Annotated in this window: 9 protein-coding genes and 1 pseudogene; all 10 read left to right on the top strand. The window is 66.6% G+C overall.

The window, feature by feature from the left end:
• The first annotated feature begins 22 nt into the window (after positions 1 to 22).
• Complete coding sequence (locus AC1DS0_RS29055) at positions 23 to 1,204, top strand: ABC transporter substrate-binding protein (RefSeq protein WP_476817687.1); 1,182 nt, start codon at positions 23 to 25, stop codon at positions 1,202 to 1,204.
• A 30-nt stretch (positions 1,205 to 1,234) separates the two neighbouring features.
• Positions 1,235 to 2,044, top strand: coding sequence for an ABC transporter ATP-binding protein (locus AC1DS0_RS29050; RefSeq protein WP_476817686.1), 810 nt, complete (start codon positions 1,235 to 1,237; stop codon positions 2,042 to 2,044).
• An 11-nt stretch (positions 2,045 to 2,055) separates the two neighbouring features.
• On the top strand, positions 2,056 to 3,879 hold the full coding sequence (locus AC1DS0_RS29045) for an AMP-dependent synthetase/ligase (RefSeq protein WP_476817685.1): 1,824 nt from the start codon (positions 2,056 to 2,058) through the stop codon (positions 3,877 to 3,879).
• Between the two features lie 11 nt (positions 3,880 to 3,890).
• Positions 3,891 to 5,072, top strand: a complete 1,182-nt coding sequence (gene bktB, locus AC1DS0_RS29040) for a beta-ketothiolase BktB (protein ID WP_476817684.1) — start codon at positions 3,891 to 3,893, stop codon at positions 5,070 to 5,072.
• Between the two features lie 7 nt (positions 5,073 to 5,079).
• Positions 5,080 to 5,748: a TetR/AcrR family transcriptional regulator gene (locus AC1DS0_RS29035; protein ID WP_476817683.1), complete on the top strand. Its 669-nt coding sequence runs from the start codon at positions 5,080 to 5,082 to the stop codon at positions 5,746 to 5,748.
• A gap of 123 nt (positions 5,749 to 5,871) precedes the next feature.
• A complete protein-coding gene (locus AC1DS0_RS29030) occupies positions 5,872 to 6,711 on the top strand; it encodes a MurR/RpiR family transcriptional regulator (protein WP_152013874.1) in 840 nt (279 codons plus the stop codon).
• A gap of 294 nt (positions 6,712 to 7,005) precedes the next feature.
• Positions 7,006 to 8,466 (top strand): MFS transporter, encoded by a 1,461-nt coding sequence (locus AC1DS0_RS29025; RefSeq protein WP_476817682.1) that lies wholly within the window; start codon positions 7,006 to 7,008, stop codon positions 8,464 to 8,466.
• Positions 8,463 to 9,152, top strand: a complete 690-nt coding sequence (locus AC1DS0_RS29020) for an aspartate/glutamate racemase family protein (protein WP_476817681.1) — start codon at positions 8,463 to 8,465, stop codon at positions 9,150 to 9,152. Before AC1DS0_RS29025 ends, AC1DS0_RS29020 begins: the two co-directional genes overlap by 4 nt.
• Before the next feature lie 570 nt (positions 9,153 to 9,722).
• On the top strand, positions 9,723 to 10,562 hold the full coding sequence (locus tag AC1DS0_RS29015) for an outer membrane protein (protein ID WP_476817680.1): 840 nt from the start codon (positions 9,723 to 9,725) through the stop codon (positions 10,560 to 10,562).
• A 343-nt stretch (positions 10,563 to 10,905) separates the two neighbouring features.
• A pseudogene (locus AC1DS0_RS29010) lies at positions 10,906 to 12,423 on the top strand (hypothetical protein); the annotation flags it as partial.

Below are 12,423 nucleotides of genomic sequence, written 5' to 3'. Positions count from 1 at the left end.
AGCCAACCCTAGGGAGGATGAGATGACGAATACGACACTCGACAGGCGCCAGCTTCTGGCCGGCACGGCGGCGCTCGCCGGACTGGCGCTCGGCGTCAGGCCGCTCACGGCACAGGAAGGCGGCGACATCGTGCTCGGCGGCTCGATCCCGCTGACCGGTGTCTTCGCCTTCGCCGGGGTCGGCATCCATGCCGGCATCCAGGACTATCTGAAGATCCTGAACGATGGCGGCGGCATCAAGGGCCGCAAGATCAAGTATGTCGCCGAGGACACCGCCTACAAGGTCGACGCCTCGGTTGCGGCCTTCAACAAGATCACCAGCCAGGAGAAGGTCTCGCTCTATTACGGCGACTCGACCGGCTTCTCCAAGACGATCAATCCCGAGCTCGAGCGCCGCGGCAGCATGATCATGGCCGGTGCCTCCTTCGCGACCGAGCTCAACGATCCCAAGAAGTTCCCGCTGCAGTTCATGGCCGGGCCGGACTACACCGAGATGTTCGGCATCCTGCTGCGCTACATCGCCAAGGAGAAGCCGGGCGCGCGCGTCGCCTTCGTCTATTCCGACAGCGAGTTCGGGCGCGATCCGATCGTGCCGAGCGAGGCGGTCGCCAAGGATCTGAAGCTCAACGTCGTCGAGAAGATCGTGACGCCGCCCGGCAGCGTCGACGTCTCGACCGAGGTGCTGAAGCTGCGCCGCGCCAATCCCGACTTCACGATCTTCCACGGCTATGTGCTGGCGCCGATCCCGGAATTCGTCGCGCAGGCGAAGCAGATGGGCATGAAGAGCCAGTTCATGGGCACGTTCTGGACCATGGACAACTCGACCGTGCAGCGCATGGGCGACGCGGCCGAAGGCTTCATGGGTGTGATGCCGTACCGCTACTATTACGACAAGGACGGTTCTTCGCCGATGCTGGAGAAGATCCGGCAGATGCGCCCGGAATACCAGTCGACCGGCTATCTGCAGGGCTTCGTCACCGCCATGCTGATGGCCGAGGCGGTGAAGCGCACGCTCGATGCCGGCAAGGAGCTGACCGGCGTCAACCTCAAGGCCGGGCTCAACAGCATCAAGGATTTCGACACCGGCGGCCTGTTCGGCGTGCCGATCTCGATCCCCGGCAATTCCGTGCCGGTCGGGCGCATCTATCGCTTCGACGCCAAGGCCAAGCAGATGCAGCCGGCCTCCGACTGGATCAAGCTGTGACGGCAACTGCCGGATGAAGGGCTAGAGGTCATGGCCGGTCCCGCGGTGCTCGACGTCAACAATGTCGAGGTGGTCTATAACCAGACCGTGCAGGTGCTGCGCGGGCTGTCGCTGCAAGTGCCGGAGGGCGAGATCGTCGCCCTTCTCGGCTCGAACGGCGCCGGCAAGTCGACTCTGCTGAAGGCGGTGTCGAATCTGCTCTCGCTCGAGGATGGCGACGTCACCGCCGGCGCCCTCCGCTTCCGCGGTGACGATATCGCGAGCCTAACCCCGCACGGGCTGGTCCGGCGCGGCCTCTTCCACGTCATGGAGGGGCGGCGGATCTTCGAGGACCTGACGGTTGAGGAGAACCTCACCGCCGCGACCTTCGCCCTGACCGGGCGCAAGCTGCCCGCAGCCGATTTCGACCTCGTCTACAGCTACTTCCCCCGCCTGCACGAACGCCGGAAGGGGCTGGCAGGTTATCTCTCCGGCGGCGAGCAGCAGATGCTGGCGATCGGGCGGGCGCTGATCGCCAGGCCCTCGCTGATCCTGCTCGACGAGCCCTCGCTCGGCCTCGCGCCCAAGCTGGTCGAGGAGATTTTCGCGATCATCGCCCGCATCAACGCCGAGCAGAAAGTCTCGATGCTGCTGGTCGAGCAGAACGCCGCAGTCGCCTTCGCCGTGGCGAGCTACGGCTACATCCTCGAAATGGGCAAGGTCGTGATCGACGGACCGGTCGAGAAGCTGATGCGCGACCAGGACGTGCGCGAATTCTATCTCGGCCTCGGCGGCGCGGGATCTGAGCGCAGCTATCGCGATATCAAGCACTACAAGCGCCGCAAGCGCTGGCTCTCGTAGGGATGGCGGCGATGCGCGAGCTTCCGAACCTCACTCTGCCGCAGATGCTGCGCGAGAATGCGCGGACGATGCCGGAGCGTATCGCGATCAGGCAGAAGGATTTCGGCATCTGGCTGCCGATCAGCTGGGCTGACTACGATCGCCGCGCCCGCCATTTCGGCCTTGGCCTGCGCGCGCTCGGTCTGGGGCAGGGCGGTCATGTCGGCATCCTCTCTGAGAACCGCGCCGAATGGGTCGTCGCCCAGCTCGGCGCCGGTATGGTCAGTGCGGTCGCGATCGGCGTCTATGCGACCAGCCCGGCCAATGAGGTCGCCTATGTGCTGGGCCATGCCGAGATCGAGATCGTGGTCTGCGAGGACCAGGAGCAGACCGACAAGGTGCTGGAGCGGCTGGAGGAACTGCCGCAGCTGAAGCGCATCGTGGTGATCGACCCCAAGGGGCTGCGCAATTACGCCTCGGAGCTGGTCGTCGCCTTCGCCGAGGTGCTGCGCTTGGGCGCGCAGCACGAGACCGGGCATCGCGGACTGGTCGAAGCCTGCCTCGCCGCTCAGACGCAGGCCGATATCGGCCTGATGGTCTACACCTCCGGCTCGACCGGCAAGCCCAAGGGCGCGATGCTGAGCTATCGCAACATGCGCGCCCAGGCCGCCGGCGTCGTCGAGCGGCTCGGCTATGACGCCACCACGACCAATCTGTCCTATCTGCCGCTCTGCCATGTCGCCGAGCAGATGCTGAGCACGATGGCGCCGATCTATGCCGGCGCCTGCGTCTCCTTCGGCGAGTCGATCCGCACCGTGCAGGAAGATCTGCGCGAGGTCGCGCCGACTCTCTTCCTCGGGGTGCCGCGGATCTGGGAGAAGCTGCATGCCGCGATCCACATCAAGCTGATGGAGGCCGGCGGCTGGCGCCGGCGACTGTTCGAGGCTGGCCTTGCCGCCTGCGAGCCCTTCGCAACCAAGCCCAGGGCGGCGCGCAGCCTGCGCGAGAAAGCGCTCGCGGGCTTCTACCACCTCGTCATCTTCCGGGCGCTGCAGAACTTCATCGGCTTGCGCAAGGCGAAGGTCGCGCTGACCGGCGCGGCGCCGATCCCGCCGCGCATCGTGCAGTTCTTCCGCACCCTCGGCGTGCCGCTGGTCGAGGTCTATGGGCTGACCGAGACCTCCGGCATGGCGACCGGCCAGCGCCTCGACCATCTGTTGCCAGGCTCGGTCGGCGAAGCGGTCGCGGGCGCCGAAGCCCGTCTCGGCGATCAGGGCGAATTGCTGGTGCGCGGCGACATCGTCTTCGAGGGCTATTTCCGCAGCCCCGAGGCGACGCAAGGCGTGCTGCGCGAGGGCTGGCTCCATACGGGCGACGTCGCTGTGATCGAGCGTGGCCAGGTCCGGATCGTCGATCGTCTGAAGGACATCATGATCACCGCCGGCGGCAAGAATCTCAGCCCGTCCGAGATCGAGAACACGGTGAAGGGCAGCGCCTTCATCAAGGAGTGCATCGTCGTCGCCGACGGCCGACGCTACCCCTCCGCCCTCATCCAGATCGACGGCGAGACCGTCGGCAAATGGGCTGAGGAAAACCGTATCGCCTTCACCCATTTCCGCAGCCTCGCCGAGCATGAGCGGGTGCGCGAGCTCGTCGCCAGCGAGATCGAGCAGGCGAACAGCCAGCTCGCGCCGGTGGCGCAGCTCAAGCGCTTCCACCTTCTCGTCAAGGAACTCGACCATGACGATGACGAGGTCACCGCGACGATGAAGGTGCGGCGAGCGAGCATCGCGAAGAAATACGCCGCCGAGATCGAAGCCCTGTACAAGCCCGAGCGGCAAGCCGAACCCGTCTGAGGAGAATTATCATGAGCCGACATGTCGTCATCACCGCGGGCGTACGCACCGCGATCGGAACCTTCGGCGGAGCGCTCTCCGGCCATGCGCCGACCGCGCTCGGCGCAGCTTGTGTCGCCGAGGCGCTGCGCCGGGCCGAGCTGCCGGCCTCAGAGGTCGGCCATGTCGTGTTCGGCAACGTCATCCTGACCGAGTCGAAGGATGCCTATCTCGCCCGCATCGCCGCAATCGAGGCCGGCATCCCGGTCGAGGTCCCGGCGCTGACGCTGAATCGGCTCTGCGGCTCCGGCGTGCAGGCGATCGTCTCGGCCGCCCAGTCGATCATGCTCGGCGATTGCGATACCGCCGTCGCCGGTGGTGCGGAGACGATGAGCCGCGCGCCGCATCTGCTCTCGACCGCCCGCTTCGGCCAGCGCATGGGCGACACCGTCGCCTCGGACCATCTGACCGGCATCCTGACCGACCCGTTCGGCAACGGCATCATGGGCATCACCGCCGAGAACGTCGCCGAGCGCTACGGCATCGACCGCGAGGCGCAGGACGCCTTCGCTGCCGAGAGCCAGCGCCGCGCCGCCGAGGCCATCGCCGCCGGCCGCTTCAAGGAGCAGATTCTTCCGGTCGAGGTTCGCAAGGGCCGCGACACGATCAGCTTCGACACCGACGAGCATCCCAAGCCCGGCACGACGGCGGAGACGCTGAAGGGCCTGCGCCCGACCTTCAAGAAGGACGGCACTGTCACGCCGGGCAACGCCTCGGGCATCAATGACGGCGCCGCCGCTGTGGTGCTGATGGAGGAAGGCCGGGCCGGTCGCGAGGGCAAGCCGGTGCTGGCACGCATCGTCGGCTACGCCCATGCCGGCGTCGAGCCGGGCGTGATGGGGATAGGCCCGGTGCCGGCGGTGCAGGCGCTGCTCAAGCGCACCGGGCTCTCGCTCGGCGATTTCGACGTGATCGAGTCGAACGAGGCCTTCGCAGCCCAGGCCTGTGCGGTCGCCAAGGAACTCGGCTTCGATCCGGCCAAGGTCAACCCGAATGGCGGCGCCATCGCGCTTGGCCATCCGGTCGGCGCGACCGGCGCGATCATCACGCTGAAGGCGGCCTATGAGCTGAAGCGCACCGGTGGCCGCTACGGGCTGGTGACCATGTGCATCGGCGGTGGCCAGGGCATCGCGCTCGCGATCGAACGGGCCTGAGCCGACCATGGCGACAGCCCTCTGGAAGACGCCGGCGCAGCGCGAGCACGAGCGCGCGCTCAAGCGTGAGGCCGTGCTGCGCGTCGCGGCGCAGGCCTTTGCCGAGCGGGGCTTCCACCGCACCTCGCTCGACGACGTCGCCGAGCGGCTGAACGTCACCAAGCCGACGATCTACCACTACGTCCGCAGCAAGGACGAGATCCTGTTCGAATGCGTGCGCATCGGGCTTGAACGGCTCGATGCCGCCGCCGCCTCGGCCGAGGCCAGGCGCAGCGGCGGCAGCGGCCTCGAGCGGCTGATGGTGCTCTGGACCGAATACGCCCATATCGTCACCGAGGATTTCGGGCGCTGCCTGATCCTGGTCGGCGAGGATCCGCTGCCGGCCGAGACGCGCAAGGACTTGCGCGCGCTCAAGGGCAAGATCGACAAGCGCTTCCGCGGCCTGATCGAGGCCGGCATTGCCGACGGCTCGATTCGCGCCTGCGACCCCAAGCTGCTCGCCTTCGCCGCGGCGGGCGCATTGAGCTGGATCGCCCGCTGGCACGATCCCGCCGGGCCGCTCTCGGTCGACCACATCGCCCGCGAGACGATCGGACTCTTCGTCAACGGCATCGGGGCGAGCCACCTTGGACCGGAAGGGTGTTCAGGCGCTGACAGCGTCAAGTCTACCAAATGAATCCTTTTGGTTCGCAAGCTCGTGCGGATGCACGGCGTCCGCGCGAACCGATGCCGGGAAGCAGCTTGCAAAGCGGGCCATGACGGAAGAGGTTGCGTTACCTCCAATCCCGCGGTCCCGGTAATGCACTCCAAGGAAACGTCGTTTCTGAGCCGCGTCCGCAGCATCCTGCCCGATCTCTCTCCGGCCGAGCGGCGTCTCGGCGATTTCATTTGCGACTTTCCCGGCGAGGTCGCGACCTATTCGGCGCAGGAATTGGCGGCGCTGGCCCATGTCTCGAAAGCGACGGTCTCCCGCTTCATCCAGCGGCTGGGCTATGAGAGCTACGAGGAGGCTCGCCGGCACGCCAGGCTCGACCGGCAGAGCGGCTCCCGCCTGTTCCTCACCACGGCCGATACGACCGGCGAGCAATCGATCGCCGCCAATCTTGCCCAGGGCATCGCCAATATCGAGGAAACCTTCCGTACGATCGGCGAGACCCAGATCGGCGCCGCTGCCGAGGCGATCCTCGCGGCGCGGAAGGTCTGGGTGATCGGCTTCCGGGCGAGCGTCGCCTTCTCGACCTATCTGCAATGGCAGCTGACCCAGGTCATCGAGAACATCGTCGCCATTCCCGGCGGCGGCCAGACCTTCGGCGAGCATCTGGTCAGCCTCTCCGCGGACGACGTCGTGATCTTCTTTGGATTGCGCCGGCGCGTCTCCCAGACCGACATGCTGCTCGACCAGATCGCCAGATCAGGCGCTCGGCTCCTCTTCGTCACCGACGAGAACGCCGACTACGAGACGCGCAGCCAATGGCATTTCCGCTGCCAGACCCTGGCACCCGGCCCGTTGTTCAACCACACGGCGGTGATGGCGCTCTGCCACCTGCTGATCATGCGCTGCATCGAGATCGCCGGGGCCAAGGGCCGCACGCGCTTGCGCCACATCGAGACGCTGAACGACGCGCTCGACGAACTCTGACATCCTCCGGGCTGCCGCGGCCGGATCGTTTTCGGCCATCGTGAACAGCTTGGCAGCCCTGCCGCAAGAAGCGGTGGCGATGGCGCATTTATGGCCCTTTCTGAAACTGTAGTTTCAGACATAATAATATGATCTAATAGTTCCAGTAGCGGCTCGAAGGAGATGAGCCCCTCCTGGAACGAGGTGGAAGGAGAAGGCCGCTTCCAGGGCACCAGCAGACGGCGCAGCCTCGCACCAGCCAAAGAGCAGCAGGAGGCATTGCGCGGACAACCACGAACAATCAGGGGAACGATCATGGCAATGGAGATCTCGCAGCCATCGGGCGCATCGACGCCGATGAGCAGGCAATTGGATTCCGCCCTCAACAAGATCGGTGTGACGGGGGCTCACAAGCAGATCCTGGCGCTCGTGCTGATCGGCTGCCTGTTCGACAGCTTCGAGCAGAACACCATCGGCGTCGCCGGCCCGCTGCTGCGGCAGCATTGGGGCCTGACGGGTGCCGATATCGGCTTCCTCAACACCATCACCTTCGCCAGCGCCGCCATCGGCCGGCTGATGTCGGGCATCCTCGGCGATCGCTACGGCCGTCGTGTGATGCTGACCACGAACCTGCTGCTGTTCTCGATCGGCTCCGGCGCCTGCGCCCTGGCCCCGGACTTCTTCACGCTCTGCATTGCGCGCGCCATCGTCGGCTTCGGCGTCGGCGGCGAAATTTCCACCGCCGTGACGATGCTGTCGGAATTCTGCTCCTCCAAGTTCCGGGGCACTGCGGCGGGCCTCGTCAATGTCGGCGCCGGCGGCTTCGGCAATTTCCTGGCCCCGGCCTTCGGCCTGCTGATCTTCACCCTGTTTCCTGGCGAGAACAGCTGGCGCTGGCTCTTCGCCGCCCTCGCGCTACCGGCGCTGCTGGCGGTGTTCTACCGGCGCTACGTGCCCGAGACGCCGCGCTTCCTGGCCTCCCGCAACCGCTTCGACGAGGCCAACAAGGTCCTGTCGATCCTGGCTTCGGGCAGCCTGCGGCCGCGCAATCTCGTCGTGCAACCCTTCCTGGCCGTCGATCTGGCGCAGATGCCCGCCCCGACCAAGGCCGATTGGCGCGAATTGTTCCGCCAGCCCTTCATCGGCCGGACCATTCCCGTCGCGATCGCCATCCTGATGAGCTACGGCGCCCAGCTCTCCGTGCTGACGCTGATGCCGCTGATCTTCGTCTCGATGGGCTACACGCTGCAGGGCAGCCTGCTCTACAGCATGATCATCCAGAGCGGCAGCGTGCTCGGCGCCATCGCGGCCTCGACCTTCGGCTATTACCTGCCGCGCAAGCTCGTGCTCACTGTCGGCGCGGCCCTAGCCTGCGTCGCAGCCGTGTCGATCGCCTATCTCGGCAGCAACATCTACATGGTGCTGCTGTTCGGTGCGATCTTCCAGTTCTTCGTGCTGCTGCTCAACACCTCGATCTGGATCTATGCACCCGAGCTGTTTCCGACCCGTATCCGCGCCTTCGGCGTCGCCCTGATCCTGGCGACCGGCTCGGCGGCAGGCTCATTCGTGCCGACGATCTCGGGCATGCTGTTCGACAGGTACGGCATGGTCGGTGTCTTCGCGCTCGCCGCAGCGATGTATGCAGTCTTCGTAATCTGCATCCAGCTGGGGCCGGAGACCTTTGGCCGCTCGATGGAAGACATCACCCAGCCTGCTGAGACTGATGTCGTGCCGGTCGAGCCCCTGTCCGAACCAGCAAAGGCGATGAGGGCGTGACCCGGCATATCCTGCTGATCAATCCGAACAGCTCGCAGGCGACCAGCGCGATGATGCAAGCCATCGCGCAGCGGGCAGCTGGTGATGCGCTGGCCGTGGCAGTCGCCACGGCCAAGCGCAGCCCGGCCATGATCGTGACCGGGGAGGATTTGCTTGCCTCGGCCGAGGAGGTCGTCGAGATCGGCCTGCGGCATGCCCCCGATTGCGCTGGCATCATCGTCGGCGCCTTCGGCGATCCCGGGCTGGAGATCTTGCGGCAGCAGGTGGGCATCCCGGTCGCCGGCATTTGCGAGGCGTCGATGCGGGTAGCCTCGCGGGGAGGGCGACGATTCGGCGTCGCCACCACGACGCCGCGATTGGTCGATGCGATCGCGGCACGCGCGAGCGCGCTTGGCCTCGCGGAATTGTTGACCGGGATCCGCTGCACCACAGGAGATCCCGCCGCCTTGACCGATGACAAGGCGGCGTTGACGGAAGCCCTCGGCGAGATGGTTGAGGCCTGCATCGCGGACGAGGCCGAGGCTGTCATCATCGGAGGCGGGCCGCTCGGCGAGGCGGCGGGGGCTCTGGAAGCACGGTTCTCCACCTCCGTGATCGCGCCGATCCCCTGCGCGGTCGCCTCCCTGCTGGAGCAGATTCCGAGCGCGCAGAGCGAGGGGAGAATAGGAACGACAGCGGCAAAGTAAGCCGACCATCGCCTTGGGCTGATGAAGAGGCCACGCCTCAGAGAAGGCGGGTATAGATAGCCGGCTCCGGCGCTCTCGTTTGAACATCCGCTTCCTGGCAACCGTTCAATGTCCATTCCTGGCGCACGTGCGAGCTCTTCATTTGATTAAGACGGATCGACAGGCGCATGCAGAAAGCTGACCTCGATCCCGCCTTTCCCTTCAGAAGCGCATCTCGACACGTCCCTTGATCTTTGGGGGCAGATCGCACGTCCGGATGTCCATAGTCGTCGGCAATCCGACCACATTTGGACCAATCGGCGTCAGTTTTCGCAGCCCCATCAGGCGCGTCCAGCCAATGGAAACGCCGCCGAACAAGAGACGCTTTCGGCGAAAAGGCCAGAGTTGACGTGAGACGGCCCGACAATCGGCACTGAGACGAGCAGCCTAACGCGCTGGCCGCCCGCCGGGATATCCTTTCGACGTTGGGGCTGCCGACCGCTCGGTCGGTGACATCGCCAGGCGCGCCAGTTTCGTGCTGCGCGAACGATCGCTGCGCCAATCGACATTCGTTGAGAGCAAGGTAGAGCCATGAAGACGAGAATGCTGCTGGCCGGGGTCCTGATCGCCGGCGCGAGCGCGACGGCCGACGCGGCGGATCTGTCGGGTCGCAGGCCGGCGCCCGTTGCACCGACCATGGCGGCCTACAGCTGGAATGGCTTTTATGTCGGCGTGAATGCCGGCTACGCCTGGACGCAGAACAGCACGCGTTACAGTTATCGCCTCGGCGACAATCCGGGGCCGGACGACATCGCGGAATTCAACGCGGCGGGCCTGGTGCCGCAGGGCTTTGGGGGCAACCGCGGCGGCTTCATCGGCGGTGGGCAGATCGGCTATAATTATCAGATGGGCGCGCTGGTGCTCGGCATCGAGGCCGACTTCCAGTCCCTCAACGTCAAGCGCCGCTCCAACCAGACCACGAGCTTCAGGGATGGCGCCGATTCGACGACGATCGTCACTGCGGCGGAAGCCGGCGTCGATTGGCTCGGCACGGTGCGGGCGCGCGCCGGCGTGGCCTTCGACCGCACCCTGATCTACGCGACCGGTGGTCTCGCCTATGGCCGCTTGACCAACCAGACCGGCATCACCGCGGCAGGCGTGGTGGACAATGTCGCCTATGCGGGCGCATGGCGTGGCGGCAAGAGCGATACGCGCGTGGGTTGGACCATCGGTGCCGGCGCCGAATATGCGCTGACCCAGAACATCACGCTGAAGGCGGAGTATCTCTATTACGATCTCGGCCGCACGAGCTATGCGATCAGCGGCGGCTCCAGCGACCCGACCGAAGGTTTCCTCGGCGGAACGGCCCGGCACAACGAGACCGGCAGCATCGCCCGCGCCGGCTTGAACTGGAAGTTCACGACCTACTGACGAGGTTGTGGCGGTGCGGCCGAAGGGCTTCGCGCCGCTGCTGCAATGGCCACCGTGTCCTGCAATGGCTCCAGATCAGGGTCTCGCGCGCCGCAATCGGCTCTTTGAGGTGACGATCCGTGCGCGGGCGCTTGCTGCGCCTGCGCTGCTGTCCTGTGCGCTTGCGATTTCCCTAGCGAAGGCGGGCGAGGGGCGCGGCGGCGATGGCGGAGCCAGAGGAGGCTCCGGTGATCGCCGCCTCGGCGCGCCCTCCGACGCATCGACCGGAACAGGCGGCGGCGGTGGCGAGGGCGGCGGAAGGGGCCGCGGCGGATGGCACGACGGAAGGGTCGGCACTGGTGGCATGGCCGGCGCGCCGGCGTTCGACGGTTCAATATCCCCTCCCAGCGGATTTTCTGCCGCGCCAGGCGGCGCTGGCGCTCCGGGAGAAACGGGGGACGATGGCAGTGAGCGCCTGGTCGCGTCCCGCAATGGTCGCAAGGGCGGAGGCGGTGGCGGTGGAGGCGGTGGCGGCCCGGCGGTGGTTCTGCGGGGTACGGCGGCCTATTCGATCGAAGCCTCGCTGCAGAATAAGGGCGGCGATGGTGGTACCGGCGGAAAAGGCGGCAACGGCGGCGATGGGAATGTCGCCACCTTCCTCATTTTCGAGATTCTCGGTGATGGCGGCGATGGCGGCGGAGGCGCAGGCGGAGGCGGAGGCGGAGCCGGGCTCAGCCTCGTCGATGGCGGCTCGGTCAGTCTGCTCGGCGACAATCGGCTGACGGGCGGAAACGGCGGCGATGGCGGCGACGGCGGAAGGGGCGGTAGCGGCCAGGGCACCTCCTCAAAAAGAGTGGACGGTTGGGGTGGAAACGGCGGCGGCGGCGGTGAAGGCGGCGTCGGCCTGTCGTTGTCGCGCGGCAGCGCATCAATCGGAGCAGGATCGGCGATCAAGGGCGGCAACGGCGGCCGCGGCGGCAATGGTGGCGACAGCGGTCCAGGCAAGACGAACGGCAACGCTCTGGACGACAGCGGTTCGGACAGCACGATCGTCGGCACTCAGTACTACGACCCGCCGGCCGCCAGGACGGCAGGCGATGGCGGCCGCGGCGGCGACGGCGGCAATGGCGTCACCATCCGCAATGGCGCCACGCTGACGACTGCGCCGGGTGTTTCGATCACGGGTGGGAATGGTGGCGACGGCGGCCAGAACGGGATCAAATCGCGATCCACATTCGGCAGCGTGCGACGCCATGCGCATGGCGGCTCGGGCGGTTCAGGTGGCAGCGGCGTCGTCGCCGATCAGTCGGGCGCCACGATCATCAACGCTGCCGGCGCGAGGATCGTCGGAGGAGACGCCGGCGCTGGTGGTGCGTGGCGCGGATCAATCAGTCGCGACCGAGGCCAGGCAGGCGCCGATGGCAGGGCCGGTACTGGAATTGTGGCGACGGGCGGCAACGTCGCGATCATCAACAGCGGCGTCATCAGCGGCGGCGGCACTCGCTACGGCACGCGCGGCGCTGCGATCACATTTGCTGGCATTGGCAACTCGCTTGAGCTGCGGGCTGGCTATACGCTTGTCGGCGAGGTGGTGGGCGGCGGCAATGCGGCGCTCATTCTCGGCGGCGCGACGAATGCGAGCTTCGACCTGCGCGAGCTGGGCTCGCAATATCAAGGCTTCTCGGTTTTCAACAAGAGCGGTACGAGCACCTGGACGCTGTCGGGCGCGTCGACCGCTCGCGTCGGCGAGATGGCGATCGAGGGCGGGACGCTCGTCTTCTCGGCAGGAGCGCAACTGACGGCGACGAATGCGCAGATCGCGAGCGGCGCAGGCGCCGTGGCCGCCGTCACCGTGGCGGGAGCGAGAGCAAAATGGACCGCC

The sequence above is a fragment of the Allobosea sp. P4_H5 genome, assembly GCF_056400825.1.
Note: the sequence above shows the minus strand (reverse complement) of the source record. Positions and strands in the feature narration are given on the sequence as shown.

Bases quoted from the DNA above. Each gene is read 5' to 3' on its own strand.
- AC1DS0_RS29055 (WP_476817687.1), top strand. From the start codon at position 23: ATGACGAATACGACACTCGACAGGCGCCAGCTTCTGGCCGGCACGGCG.
- AC1DS0_RS29050 (WP_476817686.1), top strand. From the start codon at position 1,235: ATGGCCGGTCCCGCGGTGCTCGACGTCAACAATGTCGAGGTGGTCTAT.
- AC1DS0_RS29045 (WP_476817685.1), top strand. From the start codon at position 2,056: ATGCGCGAGCTTCCGAACCTCACTCTGCCGCAGATGCTGCGCGAGAAT.
- bktB (WP_476817684.1), top strand. From the start codon at position 3,891: ATGAGCCGACATGTCGTCATCACCGCGGGCGTACGCACCGCGATCGGA.
- AC1DS0_RS29035 (WP_476817683.1), top strand. From the start codon at position 5,080: ATGGCGACAGCCCTCTGGAAGACGCCGGCGCAGCGCGAGCACGAGCGC.
- AC1DS0_RS29030 (WP_152013874.1), top strand. From the start codon at position 5,872: ATGCACTCCAAGGAAACGTCGTTTCTGAGCCGCGTCCGCAGCATCCTG.
- AC1DS0_RS29025 (WP_476817682.1), top strand. From the start codon at position 7,006: ATGGCAATGGAGATCTCGCAGCCATCGGGCGCATCGACGCCGATGAGC.
- AC1DS0_RS29015 (WP_476817680.1), top strand. From the start codon at position 9,723: ATGAAGACGAGAATGCTGCTGGCCGGGGTCCTGATCGCCGGCGCGAGC.